Source organism: Cryobacterium lactosi (genome assembly GCF_004403945.1).
Taxonomy (GTDB): Bacteria; Actinomycetota; Actinomycetes; order Actinomycetales; family Microbacteriaceae; genus Cryobacterium; species Cryobacterium lactosi.
Genome location: NZ_SOHM01000036.1, coordinates 35,150 through 56,935, shown reverse-complemented (window position 1 = coordinate 56,935; position 21,786 = coordinate 35,150). Strand labels below are relative to the sequence as shown.

Annotated in this window: 20 protein-coding genes; 14 read left to right on the top strand and 6 right to left on the bottom strand. The window is 67.7% G+C overall.

Annotation, left to right across the window (positions count from 1 at the left end):
- The first annotated feature begins 214 nt into the window (after positions 1–214).
- Together E3T61_RS17910 and E3T61_RS17905 are read left to right on the top strand one after the other, a co-directional pair.
- Positions 215–694: a MarR family winged helix-turn-helix transcriptional regulator gene (locus E3T61_RS17910; protein ID WP_174777044.1), complete on the top strand. Its 480-nt coding sequence runs from the start codon at positions 215–217 to the stop codon at positions 692–694.
- Complete coding sequence (locus E3T61_RS17905) at positions 691–1,992, top strand: MFS transporter (RefSeq protein ID WP_134642217.1); 1,302 nt, start codon at positions 691–693, stop codon at positions 1,990–1,992. The genes E3T61_RS17910 and E3T61_RS17905 overlap by 4 nt, the downstream gene beginning before the upstream one ends.
- Positions 1,993–2,194: 202 nt before the next feature.
- Here the strand turns inward: E3T61_RS17905 and E3T61_RS17900 are convergent, their stop codons facing one another.
- Positions 2,195–3,124, bottom strand: coding sequence for a DNA-3-methyladenine glycosylase family protein (locus E3T61_RS17900; protein ID WP_134642216.1), 930 nt, complete (start codon positions 3,122–3,124; stop codon positions 2,195–2,197).
- A gap of 99 nt (positions 3,125–3,223) precedes the next feature.
- Complete coding sequence (locus tag E3T61_RS17895; protein WP_134642215.1) at positions 3,224–4,234, bottom strand: LacI family DNA-binding transcriptional regulator; 1,011 nt, start codon at positions 4,232–4,234, stop codon at positions 3,224–3,226.
- A 309-nt stretch (positions 4,235–4,543) separates the two neighbouring features.
- Between E3T61_RS17895 and E3T61_RS17890 the strand changes: the two genes are divergently transcribed.
- The 4 genes from E3T61_RS17890 (at position 4,544) to E3T61_RS17875 (ending at position 9,966) form a co-directional block, all read left to right on the top strand.
- Positions 4,544–5,905, top strand: coding sequence for an ABC transporter substrate-binding protein (locus E3T61_RS17890; protein WP_134642214.1), 1,362 nt, complete (start codon positions 4,544–4,546; stop codon positions 5,903–5,905).
- A gap of 111 nt (positions 5,906–6,016) precedes the next feature.
- Positions 6,017–6,988, top strand: a complete 972-nt coding sequence (locus E3T61_RS17885; protein WP_134642213.1) for a carbohydrate ABC transporter permease — start codon at positions 6,017–6,019, stop codon at positions 6,986–6,988.
- Entirely contained in the window at positions 6,985–7,968 is a 984-nt protein-coding gene (locus E3T61_RS17880) for a carbohydrate ABC transporter permease (protein ID WP_241992661.1), read from the top strand. Before E3T61_RS17885 ends, E3T61_RS17880 begins: the two co-directional genes overlap by 4 nt.
- A gap of 105 nt (positions 7,969–8,073) precedes the next feature.
- A complete protein-coding gene (locus E3T61_RS17875) occupies positions 8,074–9,966 on the top strand; it encodes an ABC transporter ATP-binding protein (RefSeq protein WP_134642212.1) in 1,893 nt (630 codons plus the stop codon).
- Positions 9,967–10,003: 37 nt separating this feature from the next.
- Here the strand turns inward: E3T61_RS17875 and E3T61_RS17870 are convergent, their stop codons facing one another.
- Positions 10,004–10,645 (bottom strand): DUF305 domain-containing protein, encoded by a 642-nt coding sequence (locus tag E3T61_RS17870; RefSeq protein ID WP_166793299.1) that lies wholly within the window; start codon positions 10,643–10,645, stop codon positions 10,004–10,006.
- Positions 10,646–10,673: 28 nt separating this feature from the next.
- A complete protein-coding gene (locus E3T61_RS17865; RefSeq protein WP_134642210.1) occupies positions 10,674–11,363 on the bottom strand; it encodes a DUF3105 domain-containing protein in 690 nt (229 codons plus the stop codon).
- Between the two features lie 270 nt (positions 11,364–11,633).
- Between E3T61_RS17865 and E3T61_RS17860 the strand changes: the two genes are divergently transcribed.
- Positions 11,634–12,998 carry a cystathionine beta-synthase gene (locus E3T61_RS17860; protein ID WP_134642209.1) on the top strand — a complete coding sequence of 455 codons (1,365 nt, stop codon included), beginning with the start codon at positions 11,634–11,636 and terminating at the stop codon, positions 12,996–12,998.
- A 62-nt stretch (positions 12,999–13,060) separates the two neighbouring features.
- On the top strand, positions 13,061–14,221 hold the full coding sequence (locus E3T61_RS17855) for a cystathionine gamma-synthase (RefSeq protein WP_134642208.1): 1,161 nt from the start codon (positions 13,061–13,063) through the stop codon (positions 14,219–14,221).
- Between the two features lie 3 nt (positions 14,222–14,224).
- Here the strand turns inward: E3T61_RS17855 and E3T61_RS17850 are convergent, their stop codons facing one another.
- A complete protein-coding gene (locus tag E3T61_RS17850) occupies positions 14,225–15,424 on the bottom strand; it encodes a hypothetical protein (RefSeq protein WP_134642207.1) in 1,200 nt (399 codons plus the stop codon).
- A 151-nt stretch (positions 15,425–15,575) separates the two neighbouring features.
- On the bottom strand, positions 15,576–15,794 hold the full coding sequence (locus E3T61_RS17845) for a Beta-galactosidase C-terminal domain (RefSeq protein WP_166793298.1): 219 nt from the start codon (positions 15,792–15,794) through the stop codon (positions 15,576–15,578).
- 34 nt (positions 15,795–15,828) lie between these two features.
- Here E3T61_RS17845 and E3T61_RS17840 point away from each other — a divergent pair, with 34 nt between their 5' ends.
- From E3T61_RS17840 to chvE, 6 genes are all read left to right on the top strand, one after another.
- A complete protein-coding gene (locus E3T61_RS17840; protein ID WP_134642205.1) occupies positions 15,829–16,845 on the top strand; it encodes a LacI family DNA-binding transcriptional regulator in 1,017 nt (338 codons plus the stop codon).
- Between the two features lie 125 nt (positions 16,846–16,970).
- Positions 16,971–18,023: a LacI family DNA-binding transcriptional regulator gene (locus tag E3T61_RS17835; RefSeq protein WP_420898496.1), complete on the top strand. Its 1,053-nt coding sequence runs from the start codon at positions 16,971–16,973 to the stop codon at positions 18,021–18,023.
- A 111-nt stretch (positions 18,024–18,134) separates the two neighbouring features.
- Positions 18,135–18,326: a hypothetical protein gene (locus tag E3T61_RS17830; protein WP_134642203.1), complete on the top strand. Its 192-nt coding sequence runs from the start codon at positions 18,135–18,137 to the stop codon at positions 18,324–18,326.
- Positions 18,323–19,033, top strand: coding sequence for an L-ribulose-5-phosphate 4-epimerase (locus E3T61_RS17825; RefSeq protein ID WP_134642202.1), 711 nt, complete (start codon positions 18,323–18,325; stop codon positions 19,031–19,033). The genes E3T61_RS17830 and E3T61_RS17825 overlap by 4 nt, the downstream gene beginning before the upstream one ends.
- The gene (araA, locus tag E3T61_RS17820) at positions 19,033–20,568 is read left to right on the top strand and encodes an L-arabinose isomerase (protein ID WP_134642201.1); all 1,536 of its coding nucleotides are present in this window, start codon (positions 19,033–19,035) and stop codon (positions 20,566–20,568) included. The genes E3T61_RS17825 and araA overlap by 1 nt, the downstream gene beginning before the upstream one ends.
- 68 nt (positions 20,569–20,636) lie before the next feature.
- Positions 20,637–21,758 (top strand): multiple monosaccharide ABC transporter substrate-binding protein, encoded by a 1,122-nt coding sequence (gene chvE, locus E3T61_RS17815; protein ID WP_277613771.1) that lies wholly within the window; start codon positions 20,637–20,639, stop codon positions 21,756–21,758.
- Positions 21,759–21,786 lie beyond the last annotated feature (28 nt).

Here is a 21,786-nt window from a genome sequence, read left to right as displayed (position 1 = left end):
CAAGGGGTTGTTACTTAAGGTGTAACGGCTTAGCCGCACACTCGCGAAACGGGCGTCGCATCCACACGGATGCGGCGCCCGTTTCCGTACCCCCCTCCCTTCCTTCCGCGAACTGTGAGATAAGCCCCTAATAACGCGAGTTTTCGGGGCTTAGCTCACAGTTCGCGGGGAGGGTGGGGTGGATGTATAGCTTGGCTATGTATATGATATGGGGATGGCTTCTGATCTACACGACATCCTCGGGGACCTGGTCTCCGTCAACCACCGGCTGACCCGTGTGGCCGCTCGCGCCGCGCGCGGCACCGAGTCGCCCGCCCTGTGGCGCACCCTCAGCGTGCTGCTCTCGACCGGTCCGATCCGCCTGGGCGAACTGGCCGACCTCAGCCGCGTCTCGCAGCCCACCGCCACCAAGCTCGTCGGCAGCCTCGTCGCCCGCGGCTGGATCGAGCGCACCAGCGACGCCGCGGACGCCCGGGTGAGCCTCATCGCCAGCACCCCGGCGGGGGAGGCCGCCCTCGTGGCCTGGCGCACCGAGCTGGCCGCCGCTCTGCTGCCCTACTTCGCCGACCTGCCTGCCGCCGACGTCGAGACCCTCGAACGCGCGGTCGCCATTCTGCGCGAGCGCGTCGAGGCCACCGAACGGATGGCTGCGCCGCACCGTCCGGCCGCGGCGACCACGGTGACCGACCGATGAGCCGCCGCTCCTCTTCGGCCCCGTCCTCCTCCGCCTTGTCTTCCGCGCCTGCTGGGTCGCCCGCTGCCACCGCCCCGGCCGCCAGCATCCTGCACCAGCCCAAGGCAGTCTGGGCCGTGGCGTTCGCCTGCGTCATCGCCTTCATGGGCATCGGGCTCGTCGACCCGATCCTGCCGGCCATCGCCGCCGACCTCGCCGCGACCCCCACCGAGACCGAAATGCTCTTCACGAGCTATCTGCTCATCACCGGCATCGCCATGTTCTTCACCAGCTGGCTGTCCAGCCGCATCGGCGCCAAGCGCACCCTGCTGATCGGCCTGGCCCTCATCGTGGTGTTCGCCCTCGCGGCCGGCCTCTCGCAGGACGTCGAGTCGATCATCGGCTTCCGCGCCGGCTGGGGCCTGGGCAATGCCCTGTTCATCTCGACCGCGCTGGCCACCATTGTGGGCGCCGCGGCCGGCGGTACCTCGTCGGCGATCATCCTCTACGAGGCCGCGCTGGGCCTGGGCATCGCGATCGGTCCGCTGCTGGGCGGGTTGCTCGGCAGCATCAGTTGGCGCGGACCGTTCTTCGGCAGCGCCACCCTCATGGCCGTCGGCTTCATCGCCATCGTCGTGCTCCTCAAGACCGAGGGCCCGAGCCCCGTGCCCACCCGCCTGTCCGCCCCGTTCCGGGCGCTCGCCCGTCCGGGCCTGGGCATCCTCGCCGGCGCCGCCCTGTTCTACAACATCGGCTTCTTCGTGCTGCTGGCCTACACGCCGTTCGCGCTGGTGCCGCTGGGCCTCGGCAGCGCCGTCAGCCTCGGCCTGGTCTTTTTCGGCTGGGGGCTCTCGCTCGCGATCACCTCGGTCTGGGTTGCTCCGCTGCTCACCCGACGGATGCGCCGTAGCCGGGTGCTCTGGCTCGTGCTGCCCCTGCTCGCCCTTGACCTGGCCGCGGCCGGCCTCCTGATCGGCTCGGCCGGGGGCCTGGTGCTGTGTGTGATCGTGGGCGGGCTGCTGCTCGGCGTGCTGAACACCGTGCTCACCGAGAGCGTGATGGAGGCCACCGACCTGCCCCGCAGCGTCGCGTCGTCGGCCTATTCCGGGGTGCGGTTCCTCGGTGGGGCCGTCGCTCCGCCGGCGGCGACGCTGCTGGCCGCCCAGTTCAGCTCGGCGACACCGTTCTACGCCGCCGGCGCATCCGTTCTGGTTGCTCTGCTGGTGATAGTGCTGGGTCGCCACCACCTGGCCAGTGCCGACGGCGGCGTCGAGAGCTCCCTCGAAGAGGCCGAGGCCATCGGCGCCGGCGACAGCTGACCGCCCGCCGCTGCGCCTCAGTCGGTAGCGCTCGTGGCGCAGGTTGCGCGGCCGCTCTTCCTGCGCCGCGACGCTTCTCCTGCGCGGCGAGCTCCCCTCCTCGCCGCGAGGACTGTCCCGCGCCGCCAGCACTTTCCCACGCTGCGAGACTGCTCTCACCGCGGAGGTGTCCTCCGCTGCGGGTGTCTCCTCACTGCGACCGTCAGTGCAGGCGGTGATCCTGGATGGTCATCCGCGGGCCACGCCGGGGCGCCCGGTAGCCGCTGCCCAAGATGAGGCGCACCACGCGTTGGCGGTGCCCCGCGAAGGGCTCGAGCAGCTCGAGCATGCCGTCGTCGTCGACCGGAGCGCCGGTCAACGCCCAGCCCACCTGGGCGGCGAGGTGGTAGTCGCCCACGCTCACCGAGTCGGGGTCGCCGTGCGAGCGCTGGGTCACCTCGGCGGCGGTCCAGCGGCCGACGCCGGGCAGTGACTGCAGCCGGCGCGCGGCGGTACCGGCGTCGACGGGCCGGTCCAGCGAGGTCGCCACGGCCGCGACCGTCACCGCCGTGCGCGAGCGCCGCGGATCCACGCCCGCCCGGTGCCAGTCCCAGGACGGCACCAGTCGCCAGCGCTCGGGACCCGGCGAAACCATCATGCCCGCCGGAGCAGGGCCGGGTGCGGCCTCACCGTGTTGGCGGATGAGCCGGTACCAGGCCCGGTGCGCCTCGAGGGTGGTGACCTTCTGTTCGATGATCGCGGGGATCAGTGCCTCGAAGACCAGCCCTGAGCTGCCCAGCCAGACACCGGGATTGCGGCGGCGCACCTCGGCGAGGGCGGCGTGGGCGCCCAGGTCGAGACCGGTCCAATCGTCGTCGGCGCCCAGCAGGGCGGGCACCTGGCTGATGCACCACTCGGCGCCCTGCCCCCAGGCGCGGGCGTCGATCACGCCGTCGGATCCCTGCCGCAGCCGCAGGGTCGCCGGACCGAGCGGGGTGCGCTGGGTGCGCCAGAGGCCGTCGGCGTCGGTGCGTGCGGTGGGGTCGCCGCTGCCGCGACGGTGCGGGGCCATGGTGGCCGCCAGATCGACCGGTCGCCGGGGCTCATACAGCGTGGCGACCACCTGAGGCGCGGCGGCTGGATCGGAATTCATCCCTTCGAGGCTAACCCGGGCCGCCGATGGTCTCAGCCGGCCTGCCCCAACTGTTACCGATGCGGATACTCCGCACGGGCAACAGTTGCCCTGTCGCCGTCACCGCGGTGCGCTGGTGCTGGAGCGCATCACCAGGTTGGTCGGCGCCCTGGTGAGCCCCGGGCTGACCGTGACCGACTGCTGCTCGAGCGCGCCCAGTAGAGCCTCCACAGCCATCCGGGCCTGATTGCGCGGGTGCTGTTCGATGGTGGTGAGCCGGAACATCTCGGCGTAGGGATGCCCGTCGATGCCGATAACCGAGAGCTCGGAGGGGACCAGGATGCCGAGCTCCCTGGCCGCGACGATGAGGCCGATCGCGATCTCGTCGCTCGCCGCGAACACCGCCGTCGGCCGCCGGTGCGGATCGCCGAACAGGGCCAGGCCGGCTTCGTAGCCGCCGGGCACCGTGAACGCGCAGGGGGCGAAGCAGCCGTCCGTGTTGAGCCCGGCGGCTCGCATTGCCGTGTTGAAGCCGGTGAGCCGTTTGGTGTGCACGGCGAAATCCATTTGATCCACCTGGTCGCCGCCGATGTGACGGATGTCGGTGTGGCCGAGACTGATCAGGTGTTCGGTGGCCAGCCGCGCGGCCGCGATGTCGTCGATGGCGATGGTGTGCACACCGGGGATCTCTCCGCCGATGCCGACCAGCGGGCGGCCCAGCCTGTGCAGCAGTTGCACCTCGGTGTCGCTGAGTTCGACCCCGACCGAGATGACGCCGTCGAACCGTTTGCGGGCAAGGAAGAAGTCGAAGACCCGTTCCCGCTCGACCGAGTGCGCGGGGAGGTTGTACAGCGTCATGTCGTAGCCCTTGGCGAGCAGGGACTGTTCGAGGCTCTCAAGGATCTCGGAGAAGAACCAGCGGCTGATGAACGGAATGATCACGCCGACGCTCTGGGTTCGCCCGGTCACCAGGCTTGCTGCGTTGGGGGAGGCGACGTAGCCGATCAGGGCCGCGGCCGCGACCACCTTGCTGCGCGTTTCGTCCGACACGTAGCCGCGGCCGCTGAGGGCGCGTGAGGCCGTCGCTTTGGCGACACCGGCGAGGCGTGCGACATCCGCGATCGCGCTCATACCAGCCTCCCGTCGTTGGAACCGCTGTGCACACCCTAGCCCTTCGGCCACCAGGCTGGAATCGGTTCCAGAAATTCGACGCCGAAGTGTGACCCGGTCGAAACCCCGCCGTGGTGAGAGCGCGATCTTTGTCAATCTGTGATCTATACGGGCTTGTGGCGAACCGTTCCGTGCCGTACTTTGTGGTGTGGAACCGGTTCCTTATGCAACCGTTTCCAGATCTGTCTGTACCCAGAGCACCCGCACCACATTTTCGGCCCGACCGCCCGGCGGAACGGCCACAAGCAACACTCAACGAGGAGGATTTGCATGAGCGTGAAACAGCATCGCCGGCTCATTGTCCCGGTCGCTGCAGCCGCAGTGATGGGACTCGCCCTGACCGGCTGTACCGGCGACATCGCCGCCCAGACCGCAGAAGACACCGACTGCGCCGCCTACGCCGACTACGGCACCTTCGAGGGCAACCCCGAAGTGAGCATCGGCGGAACCATCCAGGACGTCGAAGCCGACCGGCTCGTGGAGTCCTGGGCCGACTTCCAGGCCTGCACCGGCATCACGGTGAACTACACGGGCACCAAGGAGTTCGAGGCTCAGATCGCCGTTCTCGCCGAGGGCGGCTCCGCGCCGGACATCGGCATCATCCCGCAGCCGGGTCTGTTCAACAAGCTCGCCGACGCCGGATTCCTCAAGCCCGCCCCCGAAGCCGTCGAGGCCAACGTGGACAAGTGGTGGTCCGCGGACTGGAAGGGCTACGGCACTGCGACCGACGGCACCTTCTACGCCGCCCCGCTGATGGCCAGCGTCAAGGGCTATGTCTGGTATTCGCCGGCCATGTTCGAGGACAAGGGCTACGAGATCCCCACCTCGCTTGACGAGATGATGGACCTCACCGCCCAGATCGCCGCCGACGGCACCGTGCCGTGGTGCGCGGGCGTCGGATCCGGTGACGCCACCGGTTGGCCGGGAACGGACTGGGTCGAGGACTACGTTCTTCGCCAGGCCGGTGCCGAGACCTATGACAAGTGGGTCAAGCACGAGATCCCGTTCAACGACCCCGCCATCGTCACCGCGTTCAACTCGGTCGGCGACATCCTGAAGAACCCGGAGTACGTCAACGGCGGACTCGGCGACGTCTCGTCGATCATCTCCACGGAGTTCGGCGACGCCGGCCTCCCGGTTCTCGACGACAGCTGCGCGATGCACCACCAGGCCTCGTTCTACGAGGGCTTCTGGAAGAACGCCGATGGCTCTGAGGTCTCCGTCGCTCCCGACGGCGACGTCTACGCGTTCCTCCTGCCGCCGGCCGAGGCCGGCGGAGAGCAGGCCGTCACCGGTGGTGGCGAGCTGGTCAGCGCGTTCAACGAGGGCGACGAGATCACCGCGGTGCTCAGCTACCTCTCCAGCGACACCTGGGCGAACAACCGCGTAGAGCTGGGCGGCGTCATCAGCGCCAACACCGGCCTCGACGCCTCGCTCGCATCCAGCGACATCCTGAAGCAGAGTGTCGAGATCCTTCAGGACGAGAACACCGTGTTCCGTTTCGACGGCTCTGACCTGATGCCGGGCGCCGTGGGCACCGACTCCTTCTGGAAGGGAATCGTGAACTGGCTCAGTGGCGATGACACCCAGAAGGTCGTCGACGCCATCGAGTCCAGCTGGCCGAAGAGCTAGCTTCCCGCATTACCCCCACGGGGTGGGCCCGCCGTCTGGCGGGCCCACCCCCGCATTACCCCCCAAAGTTTTCGAACCACCCCCTCTCGACACCATAGAAGGGTCCGGCCAATGACGACCGCAGATCTGCTCGGCAAGATAATTCAGGTGGTAGCGGCCCTCGCCGCCTTCTCGCTCGTTATCGGGCTCGTGCTATTCCTTATCGACAAGGCGCCCAAACGTGGGCGCGACTACTGGCAACTCGCCTTCTTCCTGCTTCCCGCCCTGATCCTGCTGGCCGTCGGGCTCATCTATCCGGCCTTCCGCACCTCGCTGCTGGCCTTCAGCAATAGCTCCGGCGAATGGGTGGGCGCAGAGAACTTCATCTGGATGTTCACCCAGCCGGCCGCACTGGTCACCCTGGGCAACACCGTGATCTGGGTCGTGGTGGTGCCGATCCTCTCCACCACCATCGGTTTGGCCTATGCGATGTTCATCGACAAGTCCCGCGGGGAGAAGTACTTCAAGGCGCTGGTGTTCATGCCCATGGCGATCTCCTTCGTGGGCGCCGGCATCATCTGGCGCTTCGTCTACGACTACAAGTCCGGCGACAACGCGCAGATCGGCCTGCTCAACCAGATCCTGGTCTGGTTCGGCGGCGAACCCGTGCAGTGGCTGCAGACCTCGCCGATCAACACCTTCCTTCTGATCGTCGTGATGATCTGGATCCAGACCGGTTTCGCCATGGTCATCTGCTCCGCCGCGATCAAGGGCGTTCCGACCGAGCAGATCGAGGCCGCGCAGCTGGACGGCACCAACCCGTGGCAGCGGTTCACCAACGTGACCCTGCCGGGCATCCGCGGTTCGCTGGTCGTGGTCATCACCACCATCTCGATCGCCACCCTCAAGGTGTTCGACATCGTGCGCACCATGACCGCCGGTAACTTCAACACCAGCGTCATCGCCAACGAGATGTACACCCAGGCCTTCCGGGCCGGCGAGCAGGGCCGAGGCGCCGCGCTCGCGATCGTGCTGTTCCTGCTGGTGCTGCCGATCGTCATCTACAACGTACGAGTCCTGCGTCAGCAGAGGGAGATCCGATGAGCGACAACGTAGTCGACCTGCCCATCCCGGGTGCCAAGACGAGCAAGGCCGACACCGCCGCAGAAGTGGTCGGCAAGTCAGCCCGGGTGAAGCGCCGTCTCACCTCGCGCACTGCCACAGTCGTGGCGCTGGTCATCGCGGTGCTCTGGACCCTGCCCACCTTCGGGCTGTTCATCTCCTCGTTCCGGCCCGCCGGCCTGATCAGCACCACCGGTTGGTGGACGATCTTCCAGAACCCGGGTTTCACTCTGGCGAACTATCAGGAAGTGCTGTTCAGCACGTCGCAGTCGTCGCCGCAGCTTGGCGCCTACTTCGTGAACTCGTTGGCCATCGCGATCCCGGCCACACTGTTCCCGCTGGTGATCGCCGCGATGGCCGCCTACGCCTTCGCCTGGATCAAGTTCAAGTGGAGCGGCGGCCTGTTCGTCCTGATCTTCGCGTTGCAGATCGTCCCGCTGCAGCTCGCCTTGATCCCGCTCCTGCAGATGTTCACCCAGTTCCTGCGCCCCGGCCAGGCCTGGGTGCACGACCTGATCCCGATGATCCCCGAGCAGGGCTACCTGCCGGTCTGGATCGCGCACACGATCTTCGCGCTGCCGCTGGCGATCTTCCTGCTGCACAACTTCATCTCGGAGATTCCGGGCGAGGTCATCGAGGCAGCCCGGGTGGATGGCGCCAGCCACGGCCAGGTCTTCTTCCGGATCGTGCTGCCGCTGGCGGTTCCCGCCCTGGCGTCCTTCGCGATCTTCCAGTTCCTCTGGGTCTGGAACGACCTGCTGGTGGCGTTGATCTTCTCGGGCGGCACCCAGGATGTGGCGCCGCTCACCCAGCGGTTGGCGGAGCTCACCGGTACCAGAGGGCAGGACTGGCAACGTCTGACGGCTGCCGCGTTCGTGTCGCTGATCGTGCCGTTGGTCGTGTTCTTCAGCCTGCAGCGCTACTTCGTGCGCGGTCTGCTGGCCGGTTCCACCAAGGGATAGTTCTCCATCGTGGCCGGGCCGGCACTGGCACCGGCTGCGACGGACCGGCCCCGGACTCTCCGGGGTCGGTCCGCTGTCTTTAAACCACTGTCTTAGAGTGAATGCATGAGCGGAACGCACGGCGCGGGAGGACGTCCTCCAGAGGGGTTCCGCGGTCGCCGGAACCGGGTCAGCGGAGACGATCCGGCCGCTCAGAAGGCCGAGAACGCCGAGGCGCCCGAGATCCCCAACCTGCTCGGCCGCATCCGGGCGCTGTTCGCCCCGCACACGCGCAAGCTCGTCGTCACGGTCATCCTGGTGCTGATCTCCGCCGGGCTGTCGGTGCTGCCGCCGCTGCTGATCCAGCGGGCGTTCGACGACGGGTTGTTCCCTCCGTCCGGCGGGCCCAACCTGCAACGGTTGACCGTACTCGTGGCGCTGATGATCGCGGCCTACCTCACCACCGCACTGCTGGGCGTCTGGCAGACCTGGCTCACCGCCACGGTGGGCAACTCGGTGATGGGCGAGCTGCGGGTGCGCCTGTTCAGCCACCTGCAGGCCATGGAGCTGAGCTTCTTCACCCGCACCAAGACCGGCGTGATCCAGTCCCGGCTGCAGAACGACGTCGGCGGCGTGGCCGGCGTACTCACCAACACCGTCTCCAGCGTGCTCGGCAACGCCGTCACCGTGATCGCGGCGTTCGTGGCGATGTTGCTGCTCAACTGGCAACTGGCCATCGTCGCGGTGATCCTGATGCCGATCCTGGTGTTCGCCCAACGCCGGGTGGGCCAGGTGCGGGCCCGGATCGCGGGCAAGACCCAGGAGTCCCTCTCCGACATGACCGCGATCACGCAGGAGACCCTGAGCGTGTCGGGCATCCTGCTCTCCAAGAGCTTCACCCGGCAGAAGGCCGAGATCGCCCGGTACTCGCTCGAGAACGACAATCAGGTGCGCCTGCAGGTCAGCCAGCAGATGAGCGGCCAGTGGTTCTTTGCCATGGTCAGCATTTTCCTCTCCAGCATCCCGGCCATCGTCTACCTGGTGGCCGGGCTGCTGCTCACCAACGGCGCCGCCGATATCACCGCGGGCACCGTGGTGGCCTTCACCACCGTGCAGGCGCGGCTGCTCTTCCCGCTGCTCGGCCTGATGCGGGTGGCCCTGGACCTGCAGACCTCCAGCGCCCTGTTCGCCCGGATCTTCCAGTATCTCGACCTGACCCCGGCGATCAGCGACGCTCCCGATGCCCGCCCGGTGCCCCACGTGAGCGGCCGGGTGCAGTTCGACGCCGTCACGTTCGCCTATCCGGATGCCCCGGCCGACGCCCGGCCCACCCTCGACGCGGTCTCGTTCACGATCGCGCCTGGGGCGTTCGCCGCCTTCGTCGGGCCCAGCGGAGCGGGCAAGACCACGGTGTCGTATCTCATCCCGCGTTTCTACGAGGCGACCGGGGGCCGGGTGCTGTTCTCCGGGGTCGACGTGCGCGACCTCGAGCAGGAGTCGCTGGTCTCCCACATCGGCATCGTCAGCCAGGAGACCTACCTCTTCCACGCGACCATCGCCGAGAACCTCCGGTACGCCAAACCCGACGCCACGGATGCCGAGCTCGAGAGCGCGGCGCGGGCCGCGAACATCCACACCACCATCGCGTCGTTCCCGGACGGTTACGACACCGTGGTCGGCGAGCGGGGCTACCGGCTCTCCGGTGGTGAGAAACAGCGGGTGGCGATCGCCCGGGTGCTGCTGAAAGACCCGGAGGTGCTCATCCTCGACGAGGCCACGAGCGCGCTCGACGCGATCTCCGAGCGTGTGGTGCAGTCGGCCCTGGACACCGCGTCCCGCGGCCGCACGACCATCGCCATCGCGCACCGTTTGTCAACCATCGTGACCGCCGACGTGATCTTCGTCGTCGACGCAGGCCGGGTGGTCGAGGCCGGCACCCACCAGGAGCTGCTCGCCGCCGGCGGTACCTACGCCTCCCTCTACGCCGAGCAAGCCCCCGAGCAGGCTCGCGAACTGTGAGCTAAGCCCCGAAAATCACGAGTTTTCGGTGCTTTTCTCACGGTTCGCGGTCGGCGAGCATCGACTCCATCAGGGTGATCTCGGCCTCTTGGGAGAGGATCACCGAGTTCGCGAACCCGAGGATCGCGCTGTTGTTGGCGCGATCCTGAACGGCCTCGGCCATCTCGACGGCGCCCAGGTGGTGTTTGATCATCAGGGTGAGGAACTGCCGCTCGGCGTCGACGCCGCTCGCGGCGGTGAGGGCGGCGATCTGGTCGGCGGTGGCGAGTCCCGGCATCGGGTCGCCCGGGGTGTGGGCGCCGGCCGAACCGTTGCCGGTCGCGGCGTCGTCGGTGTGGGCATGCCCGGCATCCGAGCGGCCGGGCCGGGTCATCCAGGTCATCGACGGCTCCGGGCCGGCCTGCGAGAGGTTCCACTCGGTGAGCCAGCCGTAGAGCTGGCCCGCCTGCTGCTGCTGGGTGAGGGCGATGTCGTAGCCGAGCCGGCGCACATCCTCGGCGTCGGTGCGGTCACGGATGATCATGGCCAGCTCGGCTCCCTGCAGGTGATGCACCTGCATGTCCCTGGCGAAACCGGCCTCAGCGCTGGTGGACAGCGGAGTGGGATTGTCGATGGTGCTCAGTCTCCCCACCGAGAAGCCCACCAGGCCGACGGTGACAGCGGCGACGCCGGCCGCCACGATCAAAATGGCCCGCCGGGCGCCCGGACTACGCCTTTCCGGGGCCATCGATACCGCCGGTGCACGGGGCACCGGGCTCAGGCACCGAGTTGCTTTGCCAGTACTCCTGGATGAACTCGGGAATGCGCTCATCGTCGACGGAGTCGACGGCCAGCTGGGTGTTCCAGCCGCTCAGCACCACCGGAGAGGGCAGGTCGTCGAACGGCGACAGGATGACGTAGGTCGACGGCAGCAACCCGCGCAGGGTGCTGAGGTCCTCATCGCTGATGGCCGGGTCGTAAGTGATCCACAGCGCGCCGTGTTCCTGGGCGTGCACCGCGTTCTCGTCAGGAACGGCCTCGGTGTAGACGCCGCAGTTCAGCCAGGTCGGGTTGTGCTCGCCGCCGGCCGGCGGGGTCTGCGGGTAGCTGACCGGCGTCTGCACGTGCGCCGCAGTGTTCTCGAAGGTCTGCACGCCCTCGATCTCGGCACCGCTGCCGCCTCCGGCTGTGTAGCTGGGGCTCTGCGGGGTGAGCACGATCGAGGTGATCAGCAGGCCGATGACCGCGACGGCCACGGTGATCCCGCTGATCAGGGCGATGCGCCGGTTGCGGGCGCTCCGTTTCTGCTCCCGGTGGTACTGCTCGAGCTTCTGGGCACGCTGCACTGCCCGTTGCTGCTTGACGCCGGGCTTGGGCGACGACGATCCGGATGAGCCGGCGGGCGGGGCAGGGGTCACGAGGGGCCTCTTTCATTTGCTGTGCACTCATTCGAACGTATGGACCGGTGCCCGGGCTTCCTCGATTGCGGATCTCACAGATGGTTCACAGGCTGGCCGCGGCCGCTGCCCGCGGACTAGAGTGAGGGTGTGATCATCCTGACGTCGTGTCCCTGTCGCTGCTGTCTCTAGCCGACCCACGCACCTCACTTTCGGTTCCAGGACCGCCCACCCGCGGCCGCGCCCACGCCCGCACGCGCTGCACCACGTCTCCCAGACGAAGGATCCTTCATGAAAATCGCCGACACCATCCTCGACCTCATCGGCAACACGCCCCTGGTCAAGCTGCACAAGGTCACGACGGGCATCTCCGCCACCGTGCTCGTCAAACTCGAATACCTGAACCCCGGCGGGTCCGCGAAGGACCGCATCGCCACCCGCATCATCGACGCGGCCGAACGTGACGGGCACCTCAAGCCCGGCGGCACCATCGTGGAACCCACCTCCGGCAACACCGGCGTGGGCCTGGCCCTGGTGGCGCAGCAGCGCGGCTACAAGTGCGTCTTCGTCCTGCCGGACAAGGTCGGCGAGGACAAGCGCAATGTGCTCACCGCGTACGGCGCCGAGATCGTCGTGACGCCGACATCCGTGGCGCCCGACGACCCCGAGTCCTACTACAGCGTCTCCGACCGGCTGGCCCGGGAGATCCCCGGCGCCTTCAAGCCCAACCAGTACTCCAACCCGAACGGGCCGCTCAGCCACTACGAGTCCACCGGACCGGAGATCTGGCGAGACACCGACGGAACCGTCACCCACTTCGTCGCCGGCGTCGGCACCGGCGGCACCATCACCGGAACCGGTCGCTACCTGCGCGAGGTCTCGAACGACGCCGTGCGCATCATCGGCGCCGACCCCGAAGGATCGGTCTACTCCGGCGGCACGGGCAGGCCCTACCTGGTCGAGGGTGTCGGCGAGGACTTCTGGCCGGGCGCATACGACCCGGCCGTTCCGCACGAGATCATCGCGGTCTCCGACGCCGACTCTTTCGCCATGACCCGCCGGCTCGCCCTCGAAGAGGGCATCCTGGTCGGCGGCTCCAGCGGCATGGCGGTCGTCGCGGCGCTCCGCGCGGCGAAGGACCTCCCCGCCGACGCCGTCGTCGTCGTGCTGCTGCCCGACGGTGGCCGCGGCTACCTGGGCAAGATCTTCAACGACGGCTGGATGCGCAGCTACGGCTTCTCCAACGCCCCCGCCGGCCACACGGTCGCCGACCTGCTGCAGTCGAAGACCGGCACGCTGCCGGCCTTCGTCTACGTGCACCCGAACGACACCGTGCGTGACGCCATCGAGACGATGACCTCGGCGAACGTGTCGCAGCTGCTCGTGCTCGCGGCCAAACCGCCCGTGGTGATGGGCGAGGTCGTCGGCGCACTCGACGAACGCAGCCTGATGGGCCGGGTGTTCTCCGGAGAGACCAAGCTCACCGACAAGGTCGGCTCGATCGTGGGCGACGCCCTGCCGCTGATCGGCGTGAACGAACCCGTCGGCGCGGCGCGCGCCGCCTTCGCCGAGCACGACGCCCTGCTGGTCACCGACGGCGGCAAACCGCTCGGCGTGATCACCCGGCACGACCTGCTCACCTACCTGAGCGTCTGATTCCCGCCCGCGCAGCTGCGCCAGGCCCGCAACATCCCGAATTTTGTGAAAGAGACCCCATCATGAGCCAGTCAGACAAGCAGAAGTTCAGCACCATCGCCATCCACGCCGGGCAGGAATTCGACCCCAGCACGGGCGCGGTCATCCCGCCGATCTACCAGACCTCCACCTACGTGCAGGAGAGCATCGGCGTTCTCCGTGGCGGCTACGAGTACAGCCGCGGTGGCAACCCCACCCGCACGTCGCTGGAGACCATGCTCGCCGCACTCGAGGGCGGCAAGCACGGCCTCTCGTTCGCCAGCGGCCTCGCCGCCGAAGACAGCCTGCTGCGTGCCGTGCTCGTGCCGGGTGACCACGTGGTGCTCGGCAACGACGTCTACGGCGGAACGCACCGGCTGATCAACCGGGTGCACGGCGCCTGGGGCGTGCGCAACACCACCGTGGAGATGAGCGACCTGGCCGCCGTCGAAGCCGCCATCATCCCCGGCGAGACCAAGATCCTCTGGGTGGAGACGCCGAGCAACCCGCTGATGAAGATCAGCGACATCGCCGGCCTGGTCGAGGTCGGCCACCGGCACGGCGTTCTCGTGGTCGTGGACAACACCTTCGCCTCACCCGCCCTGCAGCAGCCCCTCGCGTTCGGTGCCGACGTGGTTGTGCACTCGACCACCAAGTACCTGGGCGGTCACTCCGATGTGCTCGGCGGCGGCCTGGTCATCAACGATGACGAACTCGCCGAGAAGACGAAGTTCATCCAGTTCGCGGCCGGACCCGTCTCGGCCCCGCTGGACGCCTGGCTCACCGTGCGCGGCATCAAAACCCTCGCGGTGCGGATGGAGCGTCACAGCAGCAACGCCCTCACCATCGCCCAGTACCTCGAAACGCACCCGGCCATCGAGAAGGTCTACTACCCGGGACTGGAAAGCCACCCCGGCCACGATCTCGCCAAGGCGCAGATGAGCGCCTTCGGCGGCATGCTGTCCCTGGCGTTCACAGGCGGCGAGAGCGCGGCACGGCTCTTCGCCGAATCCACGGAGCTGTTCCAGCTGGCCGAATCGCTCGGTGGCGTCGAGTCGTTGGTGAACTACCCGTCGGAAATGACCCACGCCTCCGTGCGCGGCACCGAGCTCGAGGTGGCCACCAACATCGTGCGCCTCTCGGTGGGCATCGAAGACATCGACGACCTGCTCGCCGACCTCGCCCAGGCGCTGCCCGCCAGCTAGGGACTAGCCCACCCGGGTCAGCACGGTGAACGACATGGTGGAATTCGAGCCGTTGATGCAGGTCTGGTACAGCAGGTCGTAGCCGCGCGGCACGTCCTGGGTGCCCTGGGTGTTCGCATTGAGCACGGCCGCGACGCCGCCCACCCGGTAGGTGCCCGACCGCACTCCGCTGAGGGTGATCACGCTGCCGCTGCCCGGGAACCAGGATCCACCGCAGGACCAGTGCTCGGCGATCACGGCCACGCCGTAGTTCCCGGTGACGTCGACGGCTCCGTTGCAGGAGTCGATCTCGCTCTGGAACCCGTTCGTCCACACGTACTTGTCGAAAGTCGCGGATGCCGGTGCCGGTATGGTCCCGGCGCTGCCCGAGGTGCCACCGGACGAGCCGCCGTTCGCCGAGCGGGGTCCGGCCGCGTTTGCGGCGGCGGCCGCGGCCTCAGCGGCGAGGCGTGCGGCTTCGGCGGCCGCCTGCCTGGCGGCCTCCTCGGCGGCCAACCGGTCCTGCTCCGCCTGCCACGCGGCGACGGCATCCGTCACCGTTTGGGCCGCGGCCGTGACGTCGTCGGTGAGCAGGTCCAGCGCGTCTCCGCTGCTGTCGCGCAGCCGGTCGGTGGCCTGCACGAACTCGGCGGACGCCGCGAAGTAGCTCCCGCTCGAACGGTGGGAGTCGACCAGCTGGTTCGCCTGGTCGACGGTCGTGCCGGCCCGGGCGACGACCGCTTCGAGGGCGCGGATGCCGTCGGCCAGTGCGGTGCGCGACGTCTCGTCGAGCACCCGCCCGGCACTGTCGGCCAGGACGAGACCGGCGGAGTCGAGCCCCGCCGTGGCGCGTCCGATCGACAGGGTCTCCGCCCGTCGCTGGGCCGTGAAGGCGGCGACGGCGGCGAGGTAGGGCGCTCGGGCCTGTTCGGGTGCCGGCGGCAGCGCGGCGCGCGCGGCCGACGACCCGGTCGACGACGGTCCGGCTGCCGGGCCGGGCCGTGACACCGCGACGGCCGCTACTGCCGAGACAGGTTGCCCTGGCGAGACGGGTGCGCTCGACACGAACCGCTCGGCACCGAGCGCTGCGGCCTCGCCGGGCACACCGACCAGGACGGACGCCCCCAGCACCAGGAGGGCGGCGGCGAAGACTGTGAGTCCCTGCAGCGGGCGGGTATCTCGGCCGGTGGAGCGCGCGGTTCTGGCTGGTCTCGATGACCTCATGGCTGTCGCCCCTTGGCCGCCCCTTTCGGGAAGGGCGGCCCAGACAGTAAACGCCCGAGGGCAATAGCTGAATAGGGCTCAGGAAGATCTGCTGGCCGCGCGGCACCCCCAGTTCGGGATCGGCCGGAGACCAGCGTGGGCCGGGGCGCGGCTAGCGGATGGTGTGCACCACCCGGGTGAGTCCGGCCGGCACCAGCACGGTGCCGGTGACCGTGCCGCCCGTGAGCAACTCGGTTCCGGTGGCCGGCCAGGTCTGGTCGGCATCCGTGTGGTTGATCAGGAACAGGAAATCGTCGGTGTCGGTGGACCGGGTGATGGTCTCGACGCCGGTGAGGCCGCGGGCCGCCTCGATGCCGGCGGTGTTGAGCACATCGAGCAGCAGGGACGGAAGCTAGGATTCACACGTGACCCCGCCCCCCGCGAAGCGCCGGCCGACCATCGATGACGTGGCCGCAGCCGCCGGCGTATCCAGGGGCACCGTGTCGCGAGTGCTCAACGGCGGCCACTGGGTGAGCCCTGATTCCCTGGCCGCGGTCAACGGCGCGATCAAGAAGACCGGCTATAGAGTCAACCCGCACGCCCGCAGTCTCGCCACCAGCCGGGCCAACTCGGTCGCCTTCCTGCTCACCGAGTCGCACGACCGCCTCTTCGAAGACCCGAACTTCGCCGTCCTTATGCGCGGCGCGTCGAAGGCGTTGTCCGCGCACGATATCTCGCTCGTGCTGATCATGGCGGGCGACGAGGATGAACAGCGCCGGGCCACCGAGTTCATCACCGCCGGTCACGTCGACGGGGTGCTGCTCGTCTCCTCGCACAGCGGCCGGCGCGGCCTGATCTCCGAGATCATCGCCGCCAACGTGCCGGCCATAGCCTGCGGGGTGCCGTTGGGCTTCGAGAAGAAGATGGGCTACGTCGCCGCCGACGACTACGACGGTGCCAGGGAGATGGTGCGGTACCTGCGGGGACTCGGCCGTGACCGTGTCGCGACGATCGCCGGCCCTGAAGATACCTCTGGAGGCATGCGTCGGTTCGAGGCATATGCCGACGAGCTCGGTGCGACATTCGATCCGAGCTATGTGGCCAGGGGCGACTACAGCCGGGCCAGCGGGGCGCAGGCCATGACCGAGCTTCTCGAACGCCACCCCGACCTGGACGCCGTGTTCGCGGCGAACGACGTGATGGCCGCCGGTGCCATCGACGTTCTGCTGGCCGCCGGCCGCCGCGTGCCGGAGGATGTGGCCGTCGGCGGGTTCGACGACGCCCCGGTAGCGACCCAGACCACCCCGGCACTGACCACGATGCACCAGCCCTTCGAACGGATCAGCGAGGAAATGGTGCGTCTGCTGTTGCGGGTCATCGACGGCGAACGGCCCGCCGCCATCGTGCTGCCCACCGATCTGGTGGTGCGCGCCAGCGCCTGAACTCGCACTGTACGCCGCCGTCCGGCCATGTGACTGTCACATATGCCCGGACCGGGACATGTGACCGTCACATTCTGCATTCTCACCGGGTCAGTCCCGTGCATAATTGGGAGGCGTCCACATTTGTGACCGTGCACATTCGAACGAGGCCTCCTCCCGTGCCAGCTGATCTGCCCAAGAGTCGCGCACCCAGCATCCGGGATGTCGCGCGCCTTGCCGGTGTTTCACATCAGACGGTCTCCCGCGTGCTCAACAACCATCCGAGCATCCGCGATTCCACCAAGGCGCGCGTACAGCAGGTGATGGACGACCTTCAGTACCGGCCCAACCGTGCGGCCCGTGCGTTGTCCCGCGGGACCTCCCGCACGATTGGTGTGCTCTCCGCTTCGAGCTCGCAGTACGGGCCCGCCAGCAGCATTGCGGCCATCCAGGACGCGGCCCGCGAGGCCGGCTACTACGTCAACACGGCCAATCTGACCTCGGCGGACCCGGCGACCATCGAGGCCGCACTGGACCACCTGATGCTGCAGTCGGTGGAGGGCATCGTCGTGATCGCCCCGCAGATGCGGGTCTTCGACGTGCTCGAGCAGCTCTCCGTCGCCGTGCCCTATGTGACCCTGCAGTCCACCGGGAGCCTGAACGAACACGGCCTCTCCTTCGACCAGATCGCCGGCGCCCGGGCCGCGACCCGGCATCTCATCGATCTCGGGCACCGCAACATCTATCACCTGGCCGGCCCGCAGGACTGGATCGAGGCCGAGGCGCGCATGCGCGGGTTCCTCGACGAGATGGGTGCGATGGACGTGCCGACGACGGCGCCCATCCTCGGGGACTGGACGGCCGACTTCGGCTACTACGCGGGTCGCGAGCTGCTGCGGGTGCGGGACTTCACCGCGATCTTCTCGTCGAACGACCAGATGGCCCTGGGTCTGATGCACGCCATCCGAGACGCTGGACTCGACATCCCCGGCGACGTCAGCGTGGTCGGATTCGATGATATTCCCGAAGCGGCACACTTCTGGCCGCCGCTGACCACGGTGCGGCAGGACTTCGCCGAACTCGGTCGGCGCTGCATGGCCCTGCTGCTGGATGACATCACCGACGGCCCCGACCAACAACGCAGCGCCATCATCCCCGAGCTCATAGTGCGCGGGTCCACGGGCCCGCCGGCATTCTGACCGACGTCTGCAGAGACCCCCCCTTCGGGCTGCTGGTCCGGGCGTTACCCAAAAGTGACAAACCGGACTTGACAGATGTTTCCCCGATGCGGCTAACATGAGGTCAGCAATGTGACCGTTCACATTCACCGCATTCAGCGCATCCGCATCACCTGCACCATTTCAGACAAGGGAGTCGATTCTGTGAGCACGTCCACCGCTCAGTCCGCTGCACCGGCAGCTGCTGCAGACGAGTCACACCTCACCGGAATCGACCACGGAACCCTCGCCGACTTCGCCACGAGCGAGCCGGTGTTCGCGTGAGCACCTTCGGCCCGCAGATCGAGGTGGCGATCGCGCGAGTGCGCGCGGACATCGCCCGGTTGCACGGTGAGTTGACCGCGAACGGCCTGGTCGTGTGGACCGGCGGTAATGTCTCTGGTCGGGTGCCCGGTGCTGACTTGTTCGTGATCAAGCCGTCCGGGGTGGATTACGCGGATCTGGCGCCGGAGAACATGATCCTGTGCGATCTGGACGGCAACGTCATCCCGGAGACCCCCGGCGCGGACCGGTCGCCGTCCAGCGATACTGCCGCGCACGCGTATGTCTACCGGCACATGAGCGAGGTCGGCGGGGTCGTGCACACGCATTCGACTTACGCCACAGCGTGGGCGGCGCGGGGTGAGGAGATCCCGTGTGTGATCACGGCGATGGCCGATGAGTTCGGCGGTCCGATCCCGGTGGGCCGGTTCGCGATCATCGGTGATGACACCATCGGCCAGGGCATCGTCGAGGCGTTGACCGGGCACCGATCCCGGGCCGTGTTGATGCAGAACCATGGCCCGTTCACCATCGGCAAGGATGCCCGCGACGCGGTCAAGGCCGCCGTGATGGTCGAAGACGTCGCCCGCACCGTGCACCTCGCCCGCCAGGGCGGCCCGCTCATCCCGATCCCGCAGGACGCGATCGATTCCCTCTTCAACCGCTACCAGAACGTCTACGGACAAGCACCGCAAGGAGCACTCAAGTAATGTCAGCTGTCTCAACTCCCACCGCCCTGGCCACCACCCTGGACTCGTACGAGGTGTGGTTCCTCACCGGTAGCCAGAACCTCTACGGCGAGGAGACCCTGCGTCAGGTCGCCGAGCAGTCCCAGGCGATCTCCGACGCGTTGAACGCGTCCAGTGATGTGCCGGTAACAGTGGTGTGGAAGCCGGTGCTCAAGGATGCCGAGTCCATCCGTCGGGCCGCGCTGGATGCGAACAGTGATGACAGTGTGATCGGCCTGATTGCGTGGATGCACACGTTCTCGCCGGCGAAGATGTGGATCGGTGGCCTCAACGCGCTGACGAAGCCGTTGCTGCACCTGCACACCCAGGCCAACGTCGAGTTGCCCTGGGCTGAGATCGACTTCGACTTCATGAACCTGAACCAGGCCGCCCACGGCGACCGGGAGTTCGGCTACATCCAGACCCGCCTGGGCGTGTCCCGGAAGACCGTTGTGGGCCACGTGTCCAACCCCGTCGTGTCCGCCTCGATCGGCACGTGGACTCGTGCTGCGGCCGGTTGGGCGGCATCGAACAGCATGAAACTGGCCCGGTTCGGCGACAACATGCGTTACGTGGCCGTGACCGAGGGCGATAAGACCGAAGCCGAACTGCGGTTCGGCGTGCAGGTGAACACCTGGTCGGTCAACGAACTCGCCGACGCCGTCCACGCCCAAACCGATGCCGACATCGACGCTCTCGTGGCCGAATACGACGAGCTCTACGACGTCGCCCCGGAGCTGAAGGTCGGCGGTGCCCGGCACGAGTCACTGCGCTACGGCGCCGCGATCGAGCTCGGCCTGAAGTCCTTCCTCGAAGCCGGCGGTTTCAGTGCTTTCACGACCAACTTCGAAGACCTCGGTGCGCTCAAGCAACTGCCCGGCCTGGCCGTGCAACGCCTGATGGCCCAAGGCTACGGCTTCGGTGCCGAGGGCGACTGGAAGACCTCGATCCTGGTCCGGGTGGCCAACGTGATGGGTTCCGGCCTGCCCGGCGGGGCGAGCCTGATGGAGGACTACACCTACGACCTCACCCCCGGCGCCGAACTCATCCTCGGCGCCCACATGCTCGAGGTCAGCCCGTCACTAGCGACCGCCAAGCCGACCCTGGAGATCCACCCGCTGGGCATCGGCGGCAAGGACGACCCGGTGCGCCTGGTCTTCAACGCCGCCCCCGGCCCGGCCGTGGTCGTCGCGATGAGCGATATGCGCGACCGATTCCGCCTCGTCGCCAACGTCGTCGAGGTCGTCGAACCCTCCGAAGCACTACCCAAACTCCCCGTCGGCCGCGCCGTCTGGAAGCCCGCACCCGACTTCGCCACCTCCGCCGCCGCCTGGCTCACCGCCGGCGCCGCCCACCACACCGTCATGTCGACAGCCGTCGGCATCGAGGTGTTCCACGATTTCGCCGAGATCGCTCAAACCGAGCTTCTCGTGATCGATAAGACCACCACCCTGCGGGACTTCACCCGCGAGGTGCGATGGAACCAGGCGTACTACCGCCTGGCGCAAGGCCTGTAAATCACACACGCACCACTTACTTGACCCATTTGACATCAAAGTCGATTGAAAATATGAAAGGAACCACAGTGAAGAAGAAAGCTTTCCTCGCGACCCTGGCTGCCGGAGCCATGGTTATTTCCCTGGCAGCCTGCTCGAGCGGCGGCGACGGCGGCGGCGAGGGTGCCGGCGACGGCGGACTCGTTGGCGTTGCAATGCCCACGAAGTCCTCCGAGCGCTGGATCAACGACGGTAACGCCGTCAAGGAGCAGCTCGAAGCCGAGGGCTTCACCGTCGACCTGCAGTACGCAGAAGACGACATCCCCATGCAGGTCTCGCAGATCGAGAACATGATCACCAAGGGCGCCAAGGCCCTGATCGTCGCCTCGATCGACGGCACCACCCTCACCAGCGTGCTCCAGGACGCCGCAGACGCCGACATCCCCGTCATCGCCTACGACCGCCTGATCCGCGACACCGAGAACGTCAGCTACTACGCCTCGTTCGACAACTTCAAGGTCGGCCAGCAGCAGGCTTGGTCGCTCCTGAACGGCCTCGGCCTGGTCGAGCTGGACGGAACGCCCATCGAGGGTGCCCCGGCCGGCCCGTTCAACGTCGAGCTGTTCGCCGGTTCGCTGGACGACAACAACGCGTTCTTCTTCTACGACGGCGCGATGGATGTCCTCCAGCCGCTGATCGACTCGAAGACCATTGTGGTCAAGAGCGGCCAGACCGACATCGAGCAGGTTGCAACCCTGCGTTGGGATGGCGAAGAGGCACAGAGCCGCATGGAGAACATCCTGACGTCGACGTACTCTGACGGCAGCGTTGTCAACGGCGTTCTCTCCCCGTACGACGGCATCTCCCGAGGCATCATCTCTGCCCTCGAGGGCTCCGGCTACTCGCTGGGTGACACCTGGCCCGCGATCTCCGGCCAGGACGCCGAGCTCGACTCGGTCAAGGCCATCGTTGCAGGCGAGCAGTACGCCACGATCTTCAAGGACACCCGCAAGCTCGCCGAGGTCGCCGTTTCGATGACCCTCGCGCTGCTGAACGGTGACACCCCGGAGATCAACAACACCACCGACTACGACAACGGCGTGAAGGTTGTGGACTCCTACCTCCTCGACTCCGCGATCGTGGTCAAGGACAACATCACGGAGCAGCTGGTTGACAGCGGCTACTGGACCCAGGCCGAGATCGACGGCTAAGAGTCACGTGTTCTGACCGGCCGGCGGG